18 protein-coding genes and 1 tRNA gene are annotated in these 22,402 nt (G+C 62.4%); 4 read left to right on the top strand and 15 right to left on the bottom strand.

Annotated features, from left to right (window positions below; all coding sequences use genetic code 11):
* Positions 1 to 3: 3 nt before the first annotated feature.
* The 12 genes from AC56QX_RS11665 to AC56QX_RS11720 all read right to left on the bottom strand — a co-directional run bounded on the left by AC56QX_RS11665 (position 4) and on the right by AC56QX_RS11720 (position 14,452).
* Complete coding sequence (locus AC56QX_RS11665) at positions 4 to 1,632, bottom strand: GMC family oxidoreductase (protein WP_497116036.1); 1,629 nt, start codon at positions 1,630 to 1,632, stop codon at positions 4 to 6.
* A 12-nt stretch (positions 1,633 to 1,644) separates the two neighbouring features.
* Positions 1,645 to 2,406, bottom strand: a complete 762-nt coding sequence (locus AC56QX_RS11670) for a 3-ketoacyl-ACP reductase (protein ID WP_497116037.1) — start codon at positions 2,404 to 2,406, stop codon at positions 1,645 to 1,647.
* On the bottom strand, positions 2,403 to 3,905 hold the full coding sequence (locus AC56QX_RS11675; protein ID WP_497116038.1) for an FAD-dependent oxidoreductase: 1,503 nt from the start codon (positions 3,903 to 3,905) through the stop codon (positions 2,403 to 2,405). Before AC56QX_RS11675 ends, AC56QX_RS11670 begins: the two co-directional genes overlap by 4 nt.
* Positions 3,906 to 3,993: 88 nt before the next feature.
* Complete coding sequence (locus AC56QX_RS11680; RefSeq protein WP_497116040.1) at positions 3,994 to 5,109, bottom strand: ABC transporter ATP-binding protein; 1,116 nt, start codon at positions 5,107 to 5,109, stop codon at positions 3,994 to 3,996.
* Positions 5,110 to 5,129: 20 nt separating this feature from the next.
* Entirely contained in the window at positions 5,130 to 6,074 is a 945-nt protein-coding gene (locus AC56QX_RS11685; RefSeq protein WP_497116041.1) for a carbohydrate ABC transporter permease, read from the bottom strand.
* Positions 6,071 to 7,021, bottom strand: a complete 951-nt coding sequence (locus AC56QX_RS11690; protein WP_497116042.1) for a carbohydrate ABC transporter permease — start codon at positions 7,019 to 7,021, stop codon at positions 6,071 to 6,073. The genes AC56QX_RS11685 and AC56QX_RS11690 overlap by 4 nt, the downstream gene beginning before the upstream one ends.
* Before the next feature lie 154 nt (positions 7,022 to 7,175).
* Positions 7,176 to 8,429, bottom strand: coding sequence for an ABC transporter substrate-binding protein (locus AC56QX_RS11695; RefSeq protein WP_032938068.1), 1,254 nt, complete (start codon positions 8,427 to 8,429; stop codon positions 7,176 to 7,178).
* Positions 8,430 to 8,487: 58 nt separating this feature from the next.
* Positions 8,488 to 9,999: an aldehyde dehydrogenase family protein gene (locus AC56QX_RS11700; protein WP_497116043.1), complete on the bottom strand. Its 1,512-nt coding sequence runs from the start codon at positions 9,997 to 9,999 to the stop codon at positions 8,488 to 8,490.
* Between the two features lie 14 nt (positions 10,000 to 10,013).
* On the bottom strand, positions 10,014 to 10,790 hold the full coding sequence (locus tag AC56QX_RS11705) for an enoyl-CoA hydratase/isomerase family protein (RefSeq protein ID WP_497116044.1): 777 nt from the start codon (positions 10,788 to 10,790) through the stop codon (positions 10,014 to 10,016).
* Positions 10,783 to 12,333: an acyl CoA:acetate/3-ketoacid CoA transferase gene (locus AC56QX_RS11710; RefSeq protein ID WP_497117733.1), complete on the bottom strand. Its 1,551-nt coding sequence runs from the start codon at positions 12,331 to 12,333 to the stop codon at positions 10,783 to 10,785. The genes AC56QX_RS11705 and AC56QX_RS11710 overlap by 8 nt, the downstream gene beginning before the upstream one ends.
* A 47-nt stretch (positions 12,334 to 12,380) precedes the next feature.
* Positions 12,381 to 13,346 (bottom strand): Gfo/Idh/MocA family protein, encoded by a 966-nt coding sequence (locus AC56QX_RS11715; protein WP_497117735.1) that lies wholly within the window; start codon positions 13,344 to 13,346, stop codon positions 12,381 to 12,383.
* Between the two features lie 47 nt (positions 13,347 to 13,393).
* Positions 13,394 to 14,452, bottom strand: a complete 1,059-nt coding sequence (locus AC56QX_RS11720) for a LacI family DNA-binding transcriptional regulator (RefSeq protein ID WP_497116045.1) — start codon at positions 14,450 to 14,452, stop codon at positions 13,394 to 13,396.
* A gap of 240 nt (positions 14,453 to 14,692) precedes the next feature.
* Here AC56QX_RS11720 and AC56QX_RS11725 point away from each other — a divergent pair, with 240 nt between their 5' ends.
* From AC56QX_RS11725 to AC56QX_RS11735, 3 genes are all read left to right on the top strand, one after another.
* Positions 14,693 to 15,847, top strand: a complete 1,155-nt coding sequence (locus AC56QX_RS11725; protein ID WP_497116046.1) for a dihydrodipicolinate synthase family protein — start codon at positions 14,693 to 14,695, stop codon at positions 15,845 to 15,847.
* Positions 15,848 to 16,051: 204 nt separating this feature from the next.
* On the top strand, positions 16,052 to 17,026 hold the full coding sequence (gene fcl, locus AC56QX_RS11730) for a GDP-L-fucose synthase (RefSeq protein ID WP_497116048.1): 975 nt from the start codon (positions 16,052 to 16,054) through the stop codon (positions 17,024 to 17,026).
* 6 nt (positions 17,027 to 17,032) lie between these two features.
* Positions 17,033 to 18,451, top strand: a complete 1,419-nt coding sequence (locus tag AC56QX_RS11735; protein ID WP_497116050.1) for an O-fucosyltransferase family protein — start codon at positions 17,033 to 17,035, stop codon at positions 18,449 to 18,451.
* Between the two features lie 41 nt (positions 18,452 to 18,492).
* On the opposite strand, the gene AC56QX_RS11740 is transcribed toward AC56QX_RS11735, so the two are convergent.
* From AC56QX_RS11740 to cpdR, 3 genes are all read right to left on the bottom strand, one after another.
* Complete coding sequence (locus AC56QX_RS11740) at positions 18,493 to 20,202, bottom strand: rhomboid family intramembrane serine protease (RefSeq protein ID WP_497116052.1); 1,710 nt, start codon at positions 20,200 to 20,202, stop codon at positions 18,493 to 18,495.
* A 490-nt stretch (positions 20,203 to 20,692) separates the two neighbouring features.
* Positions 20,693 to 20,767: transfer RNA gene (locus tag AC56QX_RS11745), tRNA-Val, on the bottom strand.
* 105 nt (positions 20,768 to 20,872) lie between these two features.
* Positions 20,873 to 21,235 (bottom strand): cell cycle two-component system response regulator CpdR, encoded by a 363-nt coding sequence (gene cpdR / locus AC56QX_RS11750; RefSeq protein WP_006199474.1) that lies wholly within the window; start codon positions 21,233 to 21,235, stop codon positions 20,873 to 20,875.
* Positions 21,236 to 21,398: 163 nt separating this feature from the next.
* On the opposite strand from cpdR, the gene AC56QX_RS11755 reads away from it, so the two are divergent.
* Positions 21,399 to 22,340, top strand: coding sequence for an N-formylglutamate amidohydrolase (locus AC56QX_RS11755; protein ID WP_497116054.1), 942 nt, complete (start codon positions 21,399 to 21,401; stop codon positions 22,338 to 22,340).
* Positions 22,341 to 22,402 lie beyond the last annotated feature (62 nt).

A 22,402-nucleotide genomic window follows, 5' to 3' on the forward strand; every position in this document is an offset into this window, starting at 1 on the left:
CTCCTAAGCAGCCCGGTTTCCGGAAAACACAGCCGGCGGCAGCGGCTCGCGGCCGAGGATCAGATCGGCGCCCTTTTCGCCGACCATGATGGTCGGGGCATTGGTGTTGGAGGAGGGTACGCGCGGCATCACCGAGGCGTCGCAGACGCGCAGACCTTCGATACCGCGCAGCCGCAGATCCGGTGTCACCACCGCCATGTCGTCATGACCCATGCGGCAGGTGCCGACGGGGTGATGGTCGGTCTTGGAGGAGCGGCAGGCATAGTCGATCAGCTCGTCGTCGCTGGCGAGTGACGGGCCAGGCAACACTTCGCGCAGCACGTAGGGGGCAAGCGCCTTCTGCCGCATGATCTCTCGCGCCAGCCGCAACCCCGTCAGCGACATGGCGCGGTCGTAGGGATCGGACCAGTAGTTGGGATCGATCAGCGGATGGTCGGCCGGATCAGCGCTCTTCAGCCGCACAGTGCCGCGCGAGCGCGGCCGCAGGAAGGCCGAGTTCAAGGTGACGCCTGGATTGTTCAGCTTCTCGACGCCGGCCTCGATGCCTGAGCCCAGACCGAGATGGAACTGGATGTCGGGCGAGGCGGCTGTGGGGTCGGCGTACCAGAAGCCGCCGGTCTCGAACAGGCTGGAGGCGACAGGCCCCTTCTTCAAAAGCAGATATTGCAGGCCGGCCCAGGCCGTGCGGTGCAGCTTGGCGTAGTTGTCGTAAGTATGGTCGCCGGTGCATTCGGCGATGACGAACAGGTCGAGATGGTCCTGCATGTTGGAGCCGACGCCGGGTAGATCATGCACCGGTGTTACGCCGACCGACTTCAGGTGATCGGCCGGGCCGATGCCTGACTGCATCAGCAGCTTTGGCGAGCCGATGGCGCCGGACGAAACGATTACCTCGCGATCGGCGCGCAGGATTTTCTTTTCGCCGCCGGGTCTGTCGACGATCTCCACGCCGATGGCGCGACCCTTTTCGACGACGATGCGGGTTACCAGCACGTCGGTCCTGACGGTGAGATTGTTGCGCGCGCGGATCGGCTTCAAATAGGCGACGGAAGCGGAGGAGCGCCGGGCGTTCTTCTGGGTCAGCTGGTAGTAGCCGACGCCCTCCTGGCTGGCGCCGTTGAAATCCGGGTTGAAGGGGATGCCCATCTCCTGGCCGGCGCGGAAATAGGCCTCGCAGATCGGCAGCGGCGAAATCGGGTTCGAAACGCCGAGAGGGCCCTGGTCGCCGTGAAAATCGTTGGCGTAGCGCTGGTTGTTCTCGGCGCGTTTGAAATAAGGCAGCACGTCGCGATAGCCCCAGCCAGCGAGGCCCTCTTCCTTCTCCCAGGCATCGTAGTCGCGGGCATTGCCGCGCGTGTAGATCTGGGCGTTGATGGACGAGCCGCCGCCGACCACCTTGGCCTGCGTGTACCAGAAGACGCGGTCTTTCATGTGCTTTTGCGGCACGGTCGACCAGCCCCAGGAGGCAATGCCCTTGGTCATCTTGGCAAAGCCCGCCGGCATGTGGATGTAGGGGTGCCAGTCCTTACCACCGGCTTCCAGCAGCAGCACGGAATTCGTCGGGTCCTCGCTCAGCCGGTTGGCCAGAACACAGCCGGCCGGGCCGGCGCCCACGATGATGTAGTCGGTCATATCAGTATCCACCTACAACCGCGGCACGGAGAGCGCGCCGTCGACATTGATGATCGAGCCGGTCGAAAAGCCGAGCTTGCCGGCGGCGAGCGTCGCCACCACCGCGCCGATGTCTGACGCTTCGCCCCAGCGTTTCGCCGGCACCAGTCCACCCTCGATGAGGGCGTCATATTTGGCGGTGACGCCTGCCGTCATGTCGGTGCGGATGATGCCCGGCCGCAACTCGAACACGCCGATGTTTTCCGGGGCGAGCCGCAGCGCCAGGTTCTTCACCCACATGGAGAGCCCGGCCTTCGAGATACAGTATTCGGAGCGTTCCGGCGAGGCCATCTCGGCGCTGACCGAGGTGATGGTGATGATCGATCTTGTGTGGTCGCCCGGTGCGGCCAGCATCGCCTTGGCGACGGCCTGGCTGAGGAACACAGTGCCGCGCAGATTGATGCCCAGAGTGCGGTCGAAATTTTCGGGCTTGAGTTCCAGCAGGTCGCCGCGCACCACGGCGCCGACGCCGGCATTGTTGACGAGACAGTCGACGCGGCCGAAGGCGCGTAGCGCGGCATCGACAAGCGCAGCGTGGCTGTCGAGATTGGCGATGTCACAGGTGCTATAGGCGAATTGCGCGCCACGCGCTGTGATGTTGGCGGCGAGCCCATCAGGCGCCTGTTCGGCAAGGTCGGCGACCAGAATGTCGAAGCCAGCGTCGGCCAGCGCTTCCGCACAGGCCAGCCCAATGCCGCGCGCGCTGCCAGTGACGATGGCCGCGGGGCGGGTCATGGGGCAAGCTCCACCTTGCGGATATGCTCGGCCACGCGCAGCGACTGAGCCGCGATCGACAGTGCCGGGTTAACCGCAGCCGAGTTCGGCAAAAAACTGCCGTCGACGACGAACAGGTTCTGGTGGTCGAAGGCGCGACAGAAGGGATCGAGCGGCGAAGTGGCCGGATCGTCGCCCATCTTGACCGTTCCGCACTGGTGCGAGGGGGTGCGTTTGTCGAAGGGGCGCGACAGCACGATGGGATAACCGCAAGCGCGAAAATTTTCGCGCATCACCTTGGTCAGCCCGTCGAGCGACTGCATGTTGGAGCGCCGCCACTGCATGACGATGTCCTTGCCGTCGACCATGATGCGGCTTTCCGGATCGGGCAGGTCCTCGCACATCAGATACCAGTCGACGGCGTGGCCGGCCATGTAATCGAGCGCGAATTTCGGCACGGACTTCACATTGGCCCTCAGCATGTTGCCGTCGATCTTGCCGAGCAACTGGACATTGCCGAGCGGCTTGCCGCCCTTGCCGTCGGAGAGATAATAGTCGTTCAGCATCAGCGTCTTCTGGTAGACGGCATCGTTCCGGCGGCGCGGATCGATGGCCAGCATGGCGCTGGAATTGTGGTTCATGAAATTGCGGCCGACCTGGTCGGAACGATTGGCAAGGCCCTTGCCATCCGGTGAAGGCGAACGCAGCAGGATGACGGCCGAATTGACCGCACCGGCGGAGAGGATGACCAGCTTCGGCGATACTTTCTTCAACTCGCCATTCTGCCTGTAGTGGATGGCGGCGATTTTTTTGCCGTCGGCCGCCGCTTCGAGATATTCGACATAGCAGCCGGTCTCGAGCCGGATATTGCTGTCCTTGAGCGCCGCCGCCAGCGGTGCTGTCTGGGCGTCCATCTTGCCCTGGCCGGTATTGGGGAAAGCGTCCCAGCCGGTTTTCCCGTCCTTCAGCCAGGTGTCGATGTCGACGCCGAGCGGTAGCGAGGCCGGATGCAGGCCAAGGCCCTTGAGTTCGGCGCGGGCACGCGCGATCGGCGCTTCGTCGGGCACTGGCTTGAAGGCATAGGGGATCGAGTGGAACGGTTCGGTCGGGTCCTCGCCCAGCTTGCCGCGCACGCGAAACAGCTGCTCGGCTCGGGAATACCAGGGCTCGAACTCGTCATAGGAAAACGGCCAGGCCGGCGAGACGCCGCCAAAGTGTTCCATGGCCGAAAAATCTTCCTTGCGGTAGCGGATCAGCACCGCGCCGTAGAATTTCGAATTGCCGCCGACATAGTAATAATTGCCGGGGTTGAAGGCGGCGCCGCCGGCCTCGCGCCACATCTCCTTTGGCCGGTAATGGCCATCGACGAAGATCGAGCGCGTGTTGCGGGCATGCGGCGTTGCCGGCAAGGGTTCGCCGCGCTCCAGCATCAGGATCGAGGCGCCACTGCCGGCCAGACCGGAGGCGATCGTGGCGCCGCCGATGCCGGAGCCGATGATGACGATGTCCGGATTTGTCATGGCCTAAATCGCGTCCTGACGCGCTTTAGGTTTTTGTTTTGATGCATGTCGTTGCCCCAAAACCGGATCCACTTTTGGGCGACATACATTAGCGAATGCGGTTCTCGGTCGCCGGATCGAAGAACACCGCCTTGGTCAGGTTGAAGGCGAGCGGCGTGCTGGTGCCCGGCTGGATGTTGGCGTCGGCGCGCAGCCGCGCCACAACGGGCTTGCCGCCGAGATTGGTCACCGCGAAAGTGTCGGAGCCCGCAGGCTCGACGACTTCGATGTGCAGTTCGGCGGTGGCGATGTTCGAGGCATTGCGCTCGGCACCTTCCGGATCGGTCAGCGCTTCCGGCCGCACGCCGAAGATGATCGGCTTGCCCTGGAATTCCGAGAGACCCGCCGGTGCATTGGCCATCGGCAGCGTGATCGGCTCGCGCGCCTCGCGCTGCAGCACGACGGACAGCGCATTGCCCGAGGTGGCGATGGTGGCCGGGATCAGGTTCATGGCCGGCGAACCCATGAAATCGGCGACGAACAGGTTGGCGGGGTTGTTGTAGATCTCGGCCGGGGTGCCGAACTGCTGGACCTCGCCGTCACGCATGACGGCGATCTTGGTCGCCAGCGTCATCGCCTCGATCTGGTCGTGGGTGACGTAGACGATTGTTGTGCCGGTGGTGGCATGCAGGCGCTTGATCTCGATGCGCATGTCGACGCGCAGCTTGGCGTCGAGGTTGGACAAAGGCTCGTCGAACAGGAACAGTTTGGGGTCGCGCACCAGCGCCCGGCCCATGGCGACACGCTGGCGCTGGCCGCCGGAGAGTTGGCTCGGTTTACGCTGCAGGAGATGGCCGATCTGCAGCACCTTGGCCACCTTGTCGATCGCCTTCTGGCGCTCGTCGGCCGGCACGCCGCGCATCTCCATGCCGAAGGAGATGTTCCCGGCCACCGTCATGTTCGGATAGAGCGCATAGCTCTGGAACACCATGGCGATATCGCGCTTCGAAGGGTGCAGATCGTTGATGGCGCGGCCGTCGACGCGGATCTCGCCCTCGGTGATCTGCTCGAGGCCGGCGATGGTGTTGAGCAAAGTGGACTTGCCGCAGCCGGACGGGCCGACCAGCACCAGGAAGCCGCCCTTTTCGAGCTCGACATCGATGCCCTTCAGGATCTCAACATTCCCGAAGCGCTTCTTCAGCCCGTCAATTTCCAGAAAAGCCATGGTCGTTCCTTCTTGATAGCTCAGCCCTTGACCGCGCCCGCCATCAGCCCGCGCACGAAATAGCGGCCGGCGACGACATAGACGATCAGGGTGGGCAGAGCCGCGATCATCGCGGCCGCCATGTTGACGTTGTATTCGACGACGCCGGTCGAGGTGTTGACGACGTTGTTGAGCGCCACCGTCATCGGCATCGAGTCGCCGGTGCCGGCATAGGCGGAAGCGAACAGGAAGTCGTTCCAGATGTTGGTGAACTGGTAGATGACGGTGACGACGAAGATCGGCATCGAGTTCGGCAGCATGATGCGGCGAAAGATCTGGAAGAAGGAGGCGCCGTCGACCTGTGCGGCCTTGATCAGCTCGGTCGGGAACGCCTCGTAATAGTTGCGGAAGAACAGCGTGGTGAAGCCGATGCCGTAGACGACGTGGACGAAGACCAGATTGACCGTCGGATTGCCGAGGCCAAAGCTGGTTCCGACCGAGTTCTGCAAGGTCACGCCGAACCGGCCGAGGCTGCCGAGGATCGTCGCCATCGGCAGCAGCACCGACTGGAACGGAATGAAGCAGGCAAACAGCATCAGCCCGAAGACCAGCGTCGCGCCGCGAAAACGCCATTTGGTCAACACGTAGCCGTTGAGCGCGCCGAGCATGGTCGAGATCAGCACGGCCGGAACCACCATCTTGATGGAGTTCCAGAAATAGCCCTTGATGCCGGCGCAGGTGAGACCGACGCAGGTCTCGCCCCAGGCCTTCAGCCACGGGTCGAAGGTCGGTGCCTTCGGCAGCGCCAGCATGTTGCCGTTCTGGATCTCGTCCATGGTCTTGAACGAGGTGACCAGCATGACGAAGAGCGGCATCAGGTAGAACAGCGCAAACAGCGCCAGCAGCCCGTAGATGACGACACGGTTGAGGGTCTTGGTGCTCATGCCGCTAGAGACCTGGCGGGCAGGGGTGGCGACAGCGCTCATCGCGGCTTCTCCCGCAGTTCCGAATAGAGATAGGGCACGATGATGGCGACGATGGTCATCAGCATGACCACGGCACTGGCCGAGCCGACGGCCATTTCGTTGCGCTTGAAGGTGTACTCATACATGAAGTTGGACGGCAGCCATGCCGAGCCGCCGGGGCCGCCTGATGTCAGCGCCACGACAAGGTCATAGGACTTGATGGCAAGGTGCGCGAGCACGATGAAGGCCGACAGGAAGATCGGTCGCAGCAGCGGAATGACGATGCGGCGATAGAGCTGGAAGGTGGTGGCGCCATCGATCTGCGCCGCCTTCATGATCTCGCCGTCAATGCCGCGCAGGCCAGCCAGGAACATCGCCATGATGAAGCCGGAGGCCTGCCAGACGCCGGCGATGACCACCGTGTAGATGACGAAATCCTTGTTCTTGATCCAGTCGAAATGGAAGCTCGTCCAGCCCCATTGATGCAAGGTCTGTTCGAGGCCGAGACCGGGATCGAGGAACCATTTCCAGGCGACGCCGGTGACGATGAAGGACAGCGCCATCGGATAGAGGTAGATCGGCCGCAGCACGCCTTCGCCGCGAATCTTCTGGTCGAGCAGGATGGCCAGGAACAGGCCGAGCGCCAGGCAGATGGCGATGTAGAGAAAGCCGAAAATGCCCATATTGGTGATCGACGTGTACCAGCTCGATGGCGGGTCGGTGTCGAAGGTCCAGCCCCACAGCCGCTGATAGGCGCGCGAGCCGGTGATGACGTAGGACGGGAAGGTCTTGGAATTGGTGAAGGACAGATAGATCGTCCACAGGATGAAGCCGTAGACGAAGACGATGGTGATGGCGAAGCTCGGCGCCAGCACGATCTTCGGCAAGGCATCCTGCAGGCGCGAGCGCACCGAGGCGCGAGGCCGCTCCGGCGTCAGCTTGATCTGTGTTGTCGCTACACTGCTCATGAGGCTCCTCCCGTTTCGGGTCGTCCGTGCTCTGCCGTCAGGCGGCAAGGCGGCCGTGCATACGGGTCCTTGGTCGGCATGGTGTCGAGCCGGCCAAATCGTTGAGATAAAACCTTCCCCGCCGAAGCGGGGAAGGTGTTTTCAGGCGTAGCGCTTACTTGGCGTCGTCGATGGCCTTGACCAGTTCGGTCACGGCTTCGTCCGAGGTCTTGATCTGACCATGGACGAATTTCGAGACGACATCCTTGTAGGCATTGGCGACCGCCGGAGGCGCGCCATAGCCCTGGGCCAGCGAGCCGAACAGCGTGCCGCCGTCATTGGCTGCCTTCAGGTCGGCGATTCCCTTCTTGCCGCAAGCGTCGAAGTCGGTGTCCGGAACGTCGGTACGGGCCGGAACCGAACCCTTGACGACGTTGAAGGCCGACTGGAAGCTCTTCGACAGTGTGGCGGTGGCCAGTGCGATCTGGGCGGCCTTGCGGTCGTCCGGAACGTTGAACATGCCGAACATGTCGGAGTTGTAGATCACCGAGCCGTCGGTGCCCGGGAAGCGATAGCACAGGAAGTCCGTGCCCGGGGTTTTCTTGGCGGCGTGGAACTCACCCTTGGCCCAGTCACCCATGACCTGCACCAGGGCATCGCCCTTGATGACCATGGCGGTGGCAAGGTTCCAGTCGCGGCCCGAGAAGTTCGGATCGACATAGGTGACGAGCTTGGCCAGATTGTCGAACGACTTCTTCATCGTGTCGGACTTGAGCGAGGCGTCGTCGAGGTCGTTGAAGGCCTTCTTGTAGAACTCAGGTCCGCCGGTCGACAGCACGACCGAATCGAACATGGTGGCTTCCTGCCAGTTCTGACCGCCGAGAGCGAGCGGGATCACGCCAGCCGCCTTGGCCTTGTCGAGCAGGGCAACGAAGTCGTCGAAGGTCTTCGGCTCGGTGCCGCCGATCTTGTCCATGACGGCCTTGTTGATCCACAGCCAGTTGACCGAGTGGACGTTGACCGGAGCCGCGACCCACTTGCCTTCATAGACCGAGAACTTCTGCAGGGCTGCCGGAACCGACTTGTCCCAGCCTTCCTTCTTGGCCGTCTCGGTCAGGTCGCCCATCACGCCTGCCGCTGCATAGTCGAGCACGGTGTAGCCGAGCATCTGCGAGGCGGTCGGATAGTTGCCGGCCGCGACCATCGCCTTCAGCGCGGTCATGGCAGCGTCGCCGCCACCGCCGGCCACCGGCACGTCCTTCCAGGCATAGCCTTCCTTGGCCAGATCGCCTTTCAGCACGTTGAGGGCAGCCGCTTCGCCGCCCGACGTCCACCAATGCAGCATCTGCACTTCCTTGACGTCCTCGGCATGGGCCGCAAAAGCCAGGCCCGATGCGAGAGCCGTTCCGATAAGCAGTTTGCGCAACATGTACTTCCTCCCTTGTTGCATTACACGACCGGTGGAAGCCCACCGGGTTCTTCCAAACTCAGCCGACCCACCATCCGGTGCGTTGGCCGCGATGAAACTGGATTGTCTTTTCCTCGGTGTAGTCCTCGACGGCGCGTTTGCCGAGTTCGCGTCCGAGACCTGACTGCTTGTAGCCTCCGAAAGGCAGCTCGGGATAACCTTCCATGAATGTGTTCACCCAAACCGTCCCCGAACGCACCCCACGCGCCACCGACATGCAAGTGTCGATGCTGGCGCTCCACACGCCTGCAGACAGACCATAGGGCGTGTTGTTGGCGATGTGCAACGCCTTTTCAATCGTTTCAAAAGTCAGCACGGAGAGCACCGGTCCGAACACTTCCTCACGTGCGATGGCCATGTCCTCGGTGACGCCACGGATGATGGTGGGGTCGAGATATTGCCCGGCATTGGAGGCCAGTTGCTTGCCGCCGCTGAAGACGTTGCTGCCTTCGCCTGCCGCTGCCGCAATGTAACCCGTTACCTTGGCCAGATGGTCGGACGAGATCATCGCGCCGACCTTGGTTCGATCGTCGAGCGGATCGCCCACGGTGACCTTGGCGGTGAGCGCCTTGACGGCGGCCAGGAAATCTTCGGCGATCGCCTCGTGCACGATCAGCCGGCTGCCGGCATTGCAGCATTCGCCGGCGTTGAAGAAGCCGCCGAACACCGCCGCATCGGCGGCAGCTTCGAGGTCGGCATCGGGGAAGACGATCTGGCCGTTCTTGCCGCCGAGTTCCATCGAGACCTTCTTCAACGACTGCGCGGCCGACGCCATGGTCATCTTGCCAACGCGGGTCGAGCCGGTGAACGAGACCATCTCGACCAGGGGGTGGCTGACCATCGGCGCGCCGACATCGGCGCCCAGGCCGGCAAGGATGTTGACGACGCCGGCAGGCAGGCCGGCCTCAAGCAGAATGTCGCCCAGCACGAAGGTCGAGGCCGATGTCATCTCGCTCGGCTTGACCACCGCCGTGCAGCCGGCAGCGAGCGCGAAAGGCAGTTTCTGGCTGACGATGAGGAACGGGAAATTCCATGGCGTGATGATCGAAACGACACCGATCGGCTCACGCACGACCACGCCCAGCATCGCATCGCCGAGATTGGCGTAGCTCTCGCCGTGCAGCGTGCGGGCAAGCGATGCCGCGTAGCGCCAGATGTCCACGGCGCCGCCGATCTCGCCGCGCGCCTGGGCGATCGGCTTGCCCGATTCAAGCGCGTCGAGCCGGGCGATGTCCTCCAGCCGCGTCTCGATCAGGTCGGCCGTCTTGAGCAGGATCGCGGCGCGTTCGGAGGCCTTCATGCGCGGCCACGGGCCGGTCTCGAACGCTCTGTGCGCGGCCTGCATCGCCGCTTCCACCTCGGCCTCGCCGGCCTGCGCGTAGCGCGAAACAGTGAAGCCATGGCCGGGGCTCTTGCGCTCTAGTGTGCGGCTGTCGCGGGCATCGACATGCTTGCCGTCGATCAGCAGCCGATAAGCCCTTGGTGCTGCCGAAGCTTCGGCGGGCATGGCGATGTTGAGGGGGGCGTTCATCAGGATTGTTTTCTCTAGCTTCTTGAAAATGCCGGCTTCTGCTTGGTCTTGAAAGCAGTCACGCCGGCCTTGAGATCGCCGGTGAGCGCGATGAAGCCGCTGGCCAGCGCTTCAGTCGCGGCGGCACTTTCCTCGCCTTCGGCCACCGCGATCATCAGCTTGGCTGCTTCCGTCGCCAGCGGGCCGCGCTCGGCGATCTTTTCGGCCCAAGCTTTGGCTTCGGCCAGGCCATTGCCGGTTTCGACAACTCTGTCGACGATGCCCAAAACGAGTGCCTGGGCCGCCAGGAAAACTTCACCACCCAGCGCCATGCGCCGCACCGTCTGCGCACCGAAGCGGCGTACGGCGCGCTGCGTACCGGACCAGCCGGGGACGACGCCGATCGAGGTTTCGGGGAAGCCCAATTTCACATGCGCCTCGGCGACGCGAAAATCGCAGGCGACGGCCAGTTCCAGCCCACCGCCCAGCGCGTGGCCGGACAGCACGGCGATGGTCGGTTGCCTGAGCCTGGCCAGCCGGTCGAAGACACGATGGCCGTAGCGCACCCATTGCACCTGAAAATCAGCGGCGCTCATTTGCGCCCACGCCTCGACATCGCCGCCGGCGCAAAACCCCTTGCCTTCGCCGCGGACCAGCACGACGCGGACCCCGTCGGCCAGTTCCGCTTCGTCGAGCGCGGCTTCGAGAGCGCGCAGCATCGGAATATCCAGCGCGTTGAATTTTTCCGGCCGGCGCAAGGTGACGATGCCGATGGCGCCGTCCTGCTCGAAGGTGACGAGGCGCTCAGCCATGCGCGCCTCCGAGCGAGGCGCCGCCATTGAGCGACAGGCCGATCGGCCGATCCTGATAGAGCGCTGACGGCGTCACCTTGAGGTCATTGGCGACACCGAGCGGCGTCTCGGACTGCGCCAGCACGTCGCGCTCGAGGTCGATACCCGGCGCCAGTTCGGTCACCATCAGCCCGTCAGGCGTTAGCTTCATCACGCAGCGCTCGGTGACATAGGTGATGTCCTGTCCCTGCGCGACCGCGCGCTTGCCGGAGAAGGAGATGTGTTCGACCTCGTTGACCACCTTCTTGACCTTGCCCTCCTGGTCGATGCGAATGCCGCCATCGGCCAGCGAAAGCTTGGCGCCGGCATTGAAGAAGCCGGAGAAGACAATCTTCTTCGCCCGCGCGGTGATGTCGACAAAGCCGCCGGCGCCGGCGGTGACATGCGGCCGCGCCGACAGTTTCGAGACGTTGACCGAGCCGTGGCGGTCGATCTGCAGGAAGGACAGCAGCGAGGCGTCGAAGCCGCCAGCCTGGAAATAGATGAACTGGTGCGGCGAGGGCATAAAGGCGTCGGCGTTGGACGAGCAGCCGAACTTGAAGTCGAGCAGCGGCACGCCGCCGACCGCGCCCTGCTCGATCACCCAGGTGACCTTGCCGTGCTGGCCTTCTTCCAGAAGGATGCGCGGCACATTGGCCGAGATGCCGAAGCCGATGTTGACCGCCATGCCATCGTGCAATTCCATGGCGACGCGGCGGGCGATCACCTTCTGGACGTTCATCTCCACATTGCGGAAAGTCGATAGCGGCCGGAAAATCTCGCCCGAAATCGCCGGATCGTAAGGCGTCAGCGTCGTCTGCAACTGGTCCGGCGCGACGACGATGTGGTCGACCAGCACGCCCGGCACACGCACATCATGCGGCTTCAGCGTGCCGTTCTCGACGACGCGCTTGACCTGCGCGATGACGACGCCGCCATTGTTGCGGGCGGCGAGTGCCTGTTCGAGGCCGCCGAGATAGGCGCCCTCATGCTCATAGGTGAGGTTGCCGCGCTCATCGGCCGTGGTGGCGCGGATGATCGAGACCTGCGGCACGATCGAACGAAAATAGAGCCATTCCTCGCCGTCGAACTGTTGCACCGACACGATCGGCTCGCTGGCGGCGGCGTTCATCGCGCAGCCCTGGTGACGGGGGTCGGCGAAAGTGTCGAGACCGACCTTGGTCAGCACGCCCGGCCGCTTGGCGGCGGCCTCGCGGTGCATATCGAACATGATGCCGGACGGTACGTTATAGGCGGCAACCGAATTGTCGCCGATCATCTTCCAGATCTGCGGCGGTTCGGCGGAAGAGGGGCCGGACGGATAGGAGCCGCACAAAGTGCGCTTCAGCAGGCCGGGCTTGGCCAGATGGTCGATGCCCTTGATGCCATACATGTCGCCGGCGGCGATCGGGTGCAGCGTGGTGATATCCTTCGGATGACCTTCCCCGTCGAAGCGTTCGCCGATGGCGGCCAGCACGGCGTCCGGGCAGCCAAGGCCGCTCGATGACGAGACGGAAACGACCATGCCATCCCTGATCAGGCTGGCTGCCCGTGCTGCGGAAACGACCTTGCTCAATTCATGCTCCCGAGTTTCGGGTCGATCTTGACGGCCTTGCCTGAGCTGGCCGATTGCAATGCTGCCTCGGCCGAGGTGAGCGACCAGATGCCGTCCTCGCCGGTGGCGGCAGGTTGGCCGTCGCCGTGGATCGCGGCATGGAACCGCCGCACGGACCTGACGTAGAGATCCTCGTGGTCGAAGCTCAACTCCTCTTCGCCCTCGGCGGTGCGCAGAATGACCGAGCCGACAGGCCTTTGCGTCATCACATTGCGGCCGATCAGAGAACCCTCCGAGCCGTGCACCTCGAAGCCGGTACCGGCGAATCTGCTGGTGAAAGCTTCATGCGACTGGGCGATGAGGCCCGACTTGAAGCGCCAGATGCACATGGCACCGTCTTCCAGCCCGCCGCCGGCCATGCCGGCGGCTTGCGTGAAGGCCGAGACCTCGACCGGATCGTCGCCCAGCACGAAGCGCAGCGTGTCGGCATCATGCACAGTGATGTCAAGCACGACACCGCCGCCGGCTTCCGGCTTGGTGATGCGCCAGCCCTGCAGGTTTTCCGGCAGATAGACGGCATGGAAGACGCGCGCGGCGATCGGCTTGCCGATGCGCCCCGTTGCGATCGCCTCGCGCATGGCGCGGTGCGCGCCGGCGTTGCGCAGATGATGGTTGGTGCCAAGCACGATTCCGGCCGCCCTGGCGGCGGCGACCATTTCGCGGGCATCGGCGCTGTTCAGCGCCAGCGGCTTTTCGCACAGCACATGCTTGCCCGCCGTGATGGCGGCAAGCGCCTGTTCGAGATGCAGTTCGTTGGTGGTCGAGATGTAGACGGCGTCGATATCCTCGTCGAGGAGATCGTCAAGCGTCGAAACCGCTAGCGGAATGTTGTTTTCCACGGCATACGCCTGGGCCCGCTCCGGGTTGGAACTCATCACCGCCGCGATCCTGCCATCGGCCTGCGCACGGATGGCATTGATCATGAATTGCCTGGCGATCGTGCTGGCGCCGATCAGCCCCCATTTGACACTCACGCGGCGCCTCCCGTTCCCGTAGGTCTGTTTCGCGAACGGCGATCCGGACCGCAGCTTTCCCTGACCACGAGATTGACCGCGCCGATATGGTCTTCGGCGCGCGTGGTGCGCGACTGGATCATCTTCAGCATGACGTGGGCGGCGCGTTCGCCGAGCCCCGCCGAGTCCACCGCGACGCTGGTCAAAGCCGGCATGTAATGCTCGGCCTCGGCGACGTCGTCGAAACCGACGATGGCGAAATCCGCACCGGGCTCAAGCCCACGCTTGCGCAACGCCAGCATGGCGCCGAAGGCGACGGCGTCGTTGAAGCAGAGGGCAGCGGTCGGCGGTTCAGCCATCGACAGAGCGGTTTCGAGGCAGGCGATACCGCCTCTGCGGCTGGTCTCTCCCTCGACGACCAGCGTGTCGCGCGCGGCGATGCCCTGCGTCTCGCAGGCTTCGCGAAATCCGCCAAGGCGCTCGTGATAGACCACCAGATCGGAGGAGCCGCCGAAGAAGACCAGCCGGCGATGTCCCTTGCCGATGAGATGAGCGGTGGCGAGATAGGCGCCGCGATGATTGTCGGGCGCAATCACCGGGATGCGGCTCTCGGGCAAGCGGCGCATGGCGAAAACCACCGGCAAGCCCGCCATCTCCAGGCGGCGGAAGGCGCCTGGCGTGGTGCCGCGCGCCGGCGAGACGATGAGGCCGGCGACGCCTTGCTCCATCAGCGACTTCAGCACCTCTTCCTGACGCACCGGATTCTCCGCCGTGTTGGCGATGAATGGCACGATGCCGGCCGACTGGAAGACGCGCTCCATGCCGACCGCCAGTTCGGCGAAAAAGGGATTGGTGAGATCGTTGATGACCATGCCGATGACGTTGGAATGGGCCTTGCGCAGATTGGCGGCGCCGCGGTTATAGACATAGCCGACATCCTCGATCGCCTTGCGCACCTTGATCGCGGTTTCAGGCCGGATCAGCCCGCTGCCCTGGAGCACGAGCGACACCGTCGATTTGGACACGCCCGCCTCGCGGGCGATGTCGAAGATCGTTGCCTTGGCCCGGCTGGCCATCCTGCTATCTCCTCCCGGTTGCCTCATTCAGATTTATTGGAACGTTCTAATCATTGCTTCAATCGTGAGTCAACCGCGAATTTTTTGCAACCTGAAAAGCCGATTGTGTGTACTCAAATGGCTTAGCTTACAAGGCTTTCTGTGCTGCAACGCAGCATTAGCCTGCGAAGACGCTCCCAATCTAAAGGTTCTTGATTTATTGGAACGTTCCATTTATAGGCGCTGCGAAGGGAGAGATCTATGGACATTGCCTTGCCTGGTGAGGGTGGCCGCAGCACACGTTACGCGCTTGTCGGACAACCGGTGCAGCCTGACATCGGCGCGCGGTTTTCGCGCATCGCCTATGCCGCGGCGCATGTCGTTGCCGATCCCCTTGAAATGACCGATCCATGGTCGCGGCCCGTCGTCGACTGGGACAGGACAATGGCGTTCCGCCATCATTTGTGGCGGCTCGGCTTCCGCGTCGCCGAGGCGATGGACACGTCGCAGCGCGGCATGGGCTTCGACTGGGCGAATGCGAAGGAATTGATCCGCCGTTCGATCACCGAGTCCCGCACCGTGGAAGGCGCCGATCTTGCCTCGGGCGCCGGAACCGACCATCTGGCGCCGGCCGCCGCCAGGACGCTCGACGATGTAATCGCCGCCTATGAGGAGCAGTTCGCTTTCATCGAAGGGCAGGGCGGCAAGGCGATCATGATGGCCAGCCGCGCACTGGCTAAAGTGGCGAAGGGGCCGGACGACTACGCCGCCGTCTATGACCGCATCGTAAGCCAGGCCTCCGGCAAGGTCATCCTGCACTGGCTGGGTGACATGTTTGACCCGGCCTTGAAGGGCTATTGGGGCAGCGGCGATTTCGAGACCGCGCTCGATACGGTGGTCGCCATCATCGAGCGCCACGCAGGCAAGGTCGAAGGCATAAAGATATCGCTGCTCGATGCCGGCAAGGAGGTCGCGCTGCGCAACCGGCTGCCGGACGGCGTCGTGATGTTCACCGGCGATGACTTCAACTATCCCGAACTGATCGCCGGAGACGGCAACAGGCATTCGCACGCGCTGCTTGGCATTTTCGACGCCATCGCGCCGGTCGCCAACGCCGCCCTGGCAAGGCTCGCCGCGGGCGATCAGGCCGGCTATGACGCGCTGATGGCGCCGACGGTGCCGCTATCGCGAAAAATCTTCGAGGCGCCGACCGAGTACTATAAGGCCGGCATCGTCTTCATGGCCTGGCTGAACGGCCACCAGGACCACTTTGCGATGGTCGGCGGCATGCAGTCAGCGCGCGGCATCCGCCACTACGCCGAAATCTTTCGCCTTGCCGACCAGGCAGGCCTGCTGGCCGACCCCGAGCTGGCGGTCGCCAGGATGAAGGGTCTGTGCGCCGTCGCGGGTGTCTGAGCCTAACGAGATTAGGTCATAAGAATCCCCACGCAGGGGATTTGCGATATCAGTCTGTAGCGCGCGAGCGTGGAAAGTGGTCCGCATTACCGGGTAAACGGCCAGGACGGATCTATCTGGCGCAGTTGTCCTTACAGAGAGCTATGTGGTTTCATAGTGTCGAGCGTCGGTCGTGCGGCTGACGCTCCTCATAAGGGCAGGGTTATGAGCGAAACCTTCGACCTCAGGGGCAAGCGGGTATTCGTGGCCGGTCATCGCGGCATGGTCGGTTCGGCCATCGTGCGCAGGCTGGCTGCCGAGGATTGCGAGATCCTGACGGCGACGCGCGCCGAGCTCGATCTCCTGGATCAGGCTGGTGTGCGGCGCTGGATGGCCGATCGTCGGCCGGATGCCGTGGTGATGGCCGCGGCGAAGGTCGGCGGCATCCTGGCGAATGATCGGTTTCCGGCCGATTTCCTGTATGACAATGTCGTCGTGCAGACCAATCTCATCGAGGGGGCCTTTCGCGCCGAAGTGGGCAAATTCCTGTTCCTCGGTTCGTCCTGCATCTATCCGAAATTCGCGCCGCAGCCGATTTCCGAGGAAGCCCTGCTGACAGGCCCGCTCGAGCCAACCAATGAATGGTATGCGATCGCCAAGATCGCCGGGCTGAAACTATGCCAGGCCTATAGGCGCCAATACGGCGTCGACTATATCTCCGCGATGCCAACCAATCTCTACGGTCCAGGTGACAATTTCCACCTCGAATCCAGTCACGTCGTACCCGCGTTGATGCGCAAGGCACATGAAGCGAAGCAGGCCGGTCGCAAGACGCTGACAGTGTGGGGAACGGGCACGCCGATGCGCGAGTTCCTGTATGTCGACGATGCAGCCGATGCCCTGGTCTGCCTCCTGAAAACCTACAGCAGCGACAGCCATGTCAATGTCGGCTCGGGTCAGGATATCACCATCGCCGAATTGGCCAGGACGATCGCTTCGATCGTCGGCGGAGACGTGGAGATTGCGTTCGATACGACCAAGCCGGACGGCACACCGCGCAAGCTGCTGGACGTGACGCGGCTGTTTGCCACCGGCTGGCGCCCCCGATACTCGCTGCGCAGCGGGCTGGAGCAGACATATGCGTGGTTCCTCCGGCATATGGAAGTCGGCCAGGTCCGGCTGACAGCACCCGAAAGTTGATGCCGCTTGAGCGATTTCTCCGTGAAGACATTGGCGGCGACCAGGGCGGATGGCCTTGGAGGGCGCCTGCTTGCCATGGTCAATGCAAAATGTCTCGCCGACAAAATGGGGTGTCGTTTCGGTTTCACCTGGAACCGCGGAACCATCGATGACATGCAATTCCACATTGTCGATTCCGTCGACAAGGTTTTTGCCGCCGATTTCATCGAAAAATACTGGCTGGGAGAGAAGATCGACACGAGCCGGTTTGGGGTCCTCGACGGTAGTCGGTTCAGCCGATCCAGCTTGGTGGTCGATGCCCGTCGGAACGGATACGAAGGGTGGATCTGTGATAGTTTCCGCATTCTGAGATCGTTCCGGCAGAGCTGGTTCAGGGCGATGCTGCCCGCCAACAGGGCGGCCCGATCGAGGCATCGGACGTTTGGCACGTTTGGCTTTTCCGAACCCGTGCGAGCAACGATCGCCGCCGCCGCCGAGACTAGGCTTGCCCGACCGATGGCCGCGTTGCATCTGCGTAGCGGCGATATTGTCCGCGGGAATTACCGATCGCAGCTGGAGTTTTGCGACAAGGTCATTCCCGCGCCGCTCGCCAAGGCGATCGTGGCGAAACTGGCGTCAAAAGGCCTGGCGACGCTGGTGATCGGCCAGGACCGGGCAACGCTCGACTATCTGAAATCCGAGACCGGAGCCTTCCTCGCCGACGATTTCGGCGCCAGGCAGTTTGAAGACGAGACACTCAAGGCGTTTTTCGAAATGGCATTGATGGCCCGGTGTCGGCAAATCCATGCGGGAAGCAGCGTGTTCGCGACAATCGCGTCGGTGATGGGTGGCATCAGGGTCTTGCGGCCAAAAGCCGTGTTTGGCGATCGCGGAACGGCAATGGCCATACTGGACGAATTGAAGGCCCGACAATCCGATTACCATCCGCTGGAGGCGGCCTATGGCTATCAGTCGGCCTTCGTGCTGATGGAGAAAAGCGTTGGCCCAGGGCAGGCGAGGATAATTCTCGAAAAGGCGGCCAGGCTCGATCCGCTGAACCCCGTCTACGCGCTGAAGCTGGCGGCCGGTTATTTTCGAGAACAGAATTATCGAGACGGAGAAGCAGTCCTGAAAGCGTTCATGCTAAGGGAAGTCGATGCCCGCGCCGAAAATTCCATGCGGATCCTGCAGGTTCTGACCCGCCGCCCCGCCCCTCGCGTTCACACCATGGCGGGCGACTTCGAATTCTACTTTGCCGCGGCCAGGGCCGGCTATCCCTATGCCGCGGCGTGCTCGGCCCATATCCTTCACACGGCTCTGGGCAGAACCGAGGACGCCTTGGCAATGGCTGCGCTGTCACTCAAGGCAGAACCCGAGAACCAGGTTTTCCGGGAAATCGAATGGGCGGTTCGGGCAGCTACTGCCGCAAATCGCGGCCCGCTCTAAACTCTTTGTTTTGAGGCAATCCCCAAGCCACTTCGTCCCCGTCAATGCAGCCGTTGCAATTCCCACTTTGCACCGTCAAATTCGACAAACGTCTTTGGGCATGTCGACAACGCATTCTTCAAGAGCGGCTTTGCGTCTTCGATATGCCCTCCGATCAGATATTCCTCAGCGCCATAAAAAACCGCCTCGCACACTTGATCGTTGCCGATGGCTTTCATTTGCAAGTCCTGCGGAGGCAGCTTGCCCATAAACAGATCGAAGACTGGATAGGGCCAAGTGGCAGGGGTGAGTTTGGCCTGTGCCTGCTGTGCTTGCGTCTGCAATTCCGGGTCTTTCGCATACCCCATGGCCATGATGCGCCACAAATCGCTATAAGCCTCTGGCATTGCGCTTTGCTGCTGGAACAGCCGCATGGCATCGCCGTAACGGCCGTTGAAGAATGCTACAAAAGCATTCTCTGTCGGATAGGCAGGAAAGGCAGCATAGGTCTGGGCGATCGGCACAAGCGCGCCCACCGCCACCAAGGCGAAAGCGCCGGCAAGAGCCCCAGCAGTGCGCGTGTAGAGCGGACGAGCCTGGTCGCGGGACCAGAACGACATCAGCGCCAGAGCGAGCACGGCGCCCACGATCGCACCGCCAATATGGGCGGAATAGTCGATCCTCAGGCCTTTATCAGAAGCCGAAAGAAACGGCAGCACTGCAGGAACCAGAATCGACATCGCGCGCGCTTGCATCATGCTGCGCTGGGCGCTGGAGCGGAAATGAAAGCTGAGCACGATTGCTGCAGCAAAAAGGCCGACAATGCCGCCTGACGCGCCAACCCCAACAACATTGGCTGGGGTCATGTACAGCGAAGCGACCTCACCGCCCACCGCGCATACGGCAAAAAGGGACAGAAACCACAGGCGGCCGACCAATCCCTCCAACAAAATCCCTGCGCGCCAAAGCGCAAAACTATTGCCGAGGAGATGCGCGATACTGGCGTGCATCAAAGTGGCCGTGACCAAACGCCACCATTGGCCACCCCAGATCAAAGATCGGAACATGCCGCCGAGCGCGACCAAGGTTTGCGTCGAGGGTGATCCGCCTTGGTTAGGGGTGACGGCAAAATTCAACTCGGCGCAATAGATCACAGCCAGCAGCGCGATAAGCCCATAGGAAGCAAGAGGCTGCATGGTGGGCAGGGGTAGATCGCGGCCATCTTTTTCCTGTATCGCATTGAGCGCGTTTGGTTGCGCCGCCATATAAGTGCGGCAAAGTTCAGCGATATCCATGCCTGCGCTATCGATCTGGCTGATCGGGATGCCAAGGGTCAATTTGCTGCCCCGCCGCAGAGCATACCATGGCCGCGTCACGCTCTCGGCATAGGCAGGATCGACGGTCAGTTTCAGAATGCCGAAATTCTCTTTGGACGCCTCAGTAAGTTTGGTGATGTCACTCCAAGGTACCAGGCTACCGAGGTAGGGAACTTGTACGCCTTGCGGCGAAAGCACCAGCGCGGGCGCTCGCATCAGCAATTGACGCAAGGCTGTCGTGCCCATCAAAACGCCGACAATCACGCAAATCCATCCACTAAGGACAAGCAGGAGCGACGGGTGTTGATACTGGAGGCAAATAACCCCGGAACCTAAAATCACTGCGGATATGGCAAGTGTTTTGATGAGTTTTGCGGTAGAATAGTAGAACCTTCGACCCTGATCGCTTTCGAACATCAGGCCCCCATTTTTCTGGATTGATGCGATCGAAGACAAGTGTGAGGAAATCTCCAAGTGGCGCTGGAGAAATCAGGCATTCAGAAGAAATTAGATGTCACCCAGCAAGCCAGCCAACGCCCCGCTGCCAGCTTTTCTCATGATAAGCTTCCCGTACTGACCAGCAGGACGCTATCAGTGGCGCGACCTGGCACACAACATAAGTTGCGGCTCACATAGGACACGTTTTCTTGATTTTGATGCTTCCTGGCGAACTTTTGCGAGACTCGGTATGACGGGCCAATCGGTGTCAATGCTTCGACGGCGGTTGGCGGCCGACTTCGCTGCAAAATTCCATTGCCGACGATGGAAACTCTGACGGAGCGGACTGGCGCTGGGCAAGAAGCCCAAATCCGGCCGCTTGGACACGGCAAGATGGCGGCTCGGCCGGTTGAGGGAACCCTGATCGAGCACAGCCGGGCGATCGATTCGCCTTGCGGCCGCCTGTATGCGGTCAATCAATATCGAGGGAAATAGAGATTTGTCTGGATGGTGGGCGTGACAGGGATTGAACCTGTGACCCCTGCAATGTCAATGCAGTGCTCTCCCGCTGAGCTACACGCCCATCCGAAGCCGCGCATACACCATTTTTGGTCCGGCGCGTCAATAGCGAGAAAAAGGAAAGAAGGCGTCGTCTCGCCGCAGCGGCGATGCCTTTGCGGAAGGCGGCTCAGGCCGCCTGCAGCATCTTCTCGACCTCGTTGACGAGATCGCGCAGGTGGAAGGGCTTCGACAGCACCTTGGCGTCTTTCGGCGCCTTGGAATCCGGGTTCAGCGCAACGGCGGCGAAACCGGTGATGAACATGACCTTGAGGTCCGGATCAATCTCGGTGGCGCGGCGTGCCAGCTCGATGCCATCCATCTCCGGCATGACGATGTCGGTCAACAGCAGCGAGAACGGTTCCTCGCGCAACCGCTCATAGGCGCTGGCGCCATTGTCGAAATCGCTGACCTGGTAGCCGGCGCGTTCCAACGCCTTGACGAGGAACCGACGCATATCGTCGTCGTCTTCCGCCAGAAGAATGCGTGCCATGATATCCCGTCCGAATCACCCGCCCGAGACTGCCGCCGAGGCAGCCCGTTAACCATCCTGTATATGAGGAGGTGACGGTAAACATCAAGTGAACGCGGCGAAGCATTATCCGCATTTGGCACGGCCATGTGCGCGGCGAAATGCTGGACATGCGGCCAGCAAGGTGGCAGTTTCATACCATGATGCACTGGTGTTTTCGGGTTCGTTCAAATTGAAGACGGCAGCCGAGGATTTTTCGGTCGTTCCACCCTTCGAAATCCGATCGGGCGCCGAGCAGCGCGTCCCCTTCCTGTTCAACTCGCCGCATAGCGGCCGCTACTATCCGGAACGCTTCCTTGCCATGGCGAGGCTCGATCGCAACGCCATCCGCCGCTCGGAGGATTGCTATGTCGACGAACTGTTCGGCGGCGCCGTGGCGCTCGGCGCGCCGATGCTGGCGGCGAATTTCCCGCGCGCCTATCTCGACGTCAACCGCGAGCCCTGGGAACTCGACCCGCGCATGTTCGCCGAGCCGGTGCCGTCCTTCTGCAACATCCGCTCGGCGCGGGTGGCGGGCGGCCTTGGCACCGTACCCAAGCTGGTGGGGGAGGGGCTCGACATCTATTCCGGCCGCTTGCCGCTGGCCGAAGCCGTTGCCCGCATCGAGGCCGTCTACAAGCCCTACCACGAAACGCTGAAGCGGCTTTTGACCAGAACCCATGCCCGTTTCGGCTTTGCCGTGCTGATCGATTGCCATTCGATGCCGGCAAGCATCCGTGTCGGCGACAGCGGCCTGCGGCCGGACTTCATCATCGGCGACCGTTTCGGTATCTCCGCCACAGCGGCCCTGACCGAGACCGCGATCGGCCTGCTGACCGCGATGGGCTATACCGTTGCCCACAACAAGCCCTATGCCGGCGGCTTCATCACCGAGCACTATGGCCGCCCGGCGCGCCATCTGCATGCGTTGCAGATCGAGGTCAATCGTGGGCTCTACATGAATGAGCGGACATTCGAGAAAGCCGCCGGCTTCGACGCGCTGGCCGACGATCTGACGCGATTTTCAGCGGATCTGATGGCAATGCCCGACCACCACTTCATCGACCTGCCGCTGGCCGCGGAGTAAAATAGCCGGTCGGAGGTGCAAGGCGAAAAAAAGACCGCATCGTTTGCACGATACGGTCGAAG

This window comes from Mesorhizobium sp. RCAM 06353, from assembly GCF_059683585.1.

What these genes read in the sequence shown, in the direction of transcription:
- AC56QX_RS11710 (WP_497117733.1), bottom strand. Translation starts at nt 12,333, where the DNA reads ATGGTCGTTTCCGTCTCGTCATCGAGCGGCCTTGGCTGCCCGGACGCC.
- AC56QX_RS11695 (WP_032938068.1), bottom strand. Translation starts at nt 8,429, where the DNA reads ATGTTGCGCAAACTGCTTATCGGAACGGCTCTCGCATCGGGCCTGGCT.
- AC56QX_RS11725 (WP_497116046.1), top strand. Translation starts at nt 14,693, where the DNA reads ATGGACATTGCCTTGCCTGGTGAGGGTGGCCGCAGCACACGTTACGCG.
- fcl (WP_497116048.1), top strand. Translation starts at nt 16,052, where the DNA reads ATGAGCGAAACCTTCGACCTCAGGGGCAAGCGGGTATTCGTGGCCGGT.
- AC56QX_RS11720 (WP_497116045.1), bottom strand. Translation starts at nt 14,452, where the DNA reads ATGGCCAGCCGGGCCAAGGCAACGATCTTCGACATCGCCCGCGAGGCG.
- AC56QX_RS11690 (WP_497116042.1), bottom strand. Translation starts at nt 7,021, where the DNA reads ATGAGCAGTGTAGCGACAACACAGATCAAGCTGACGCCGGAGCGGCCT.
- AC56QX_RS11715 (WP_497117735.1), bottom strand. Translation starts at nt 13,346, where the DNA reads ATGATCAATGCCATCCGTGCGCAGGCCGATGGCAGGATCGCGGCGGTG.
- cpdR (WP_006199474.1), bottom strand. Translation starts at nt 21,235, where the DNA reads ATGGCACGCATTCTTCTGGCGGAAGACGACGACGATATGCGTCGGTTC.
- AC56QX_RS11705 (WP_497116044.1), bottom strand. Translation starts at nt 10,790, where the DNA reads ATGGCTGAGCGCCTCGTCACCTTCGAGCAGGACGGCGCCATCGGCATC.
- AC56QX_RS11665 (WP_497116036.1), bottom strand. Translation starts at nt 1,632, where the DNA reads ATGACCGACTACATCATCGTGGGCGCCGGCCCGGCCGGCTGTGTTCTG.
- AC56QX_RS11680 (WP_497116040.1), bottom strand. Translation starts at nt 5,109, where the DNA reads ATGGCTTTTCTGGAAATTGACGGGCTGAAGAAGCGCTTCGGGAATGTT.
- AC56QX_RS11675 (WP_497116038.1), bottom strand. Translation starts at nt 3,905, where the DNA reads ATGACAAATCCGGACATCGTCATCATCGGCTCCGGCATCGGCGGCGCC.
- AC56QX_RS11685 (WP_497116041.1), bottom strand. Translation starts at nt 6,074, where the DNA reads ATGAGCGCTGTCGCCACCCCTGCCCGCCAGGTCTCTAGCGGCATGAGC.
- AC56QX_RS11700 (WP_497116043.1), bottom strand. Translation starts at nt 9,999, where the DNA reads ATGAACGCCCCCCTCAACATCGCCATGCCCGCCGAAGCTTCGGCAGCA.
- AC56QX_RS11670 (WP_497116037.1), bottom strand. Translation starts at nt 2,406, where the DNA reads ATGACCCGCCCCGCGGCCATCGTCACTGGCAGCGCGCGCGGCATTGGG.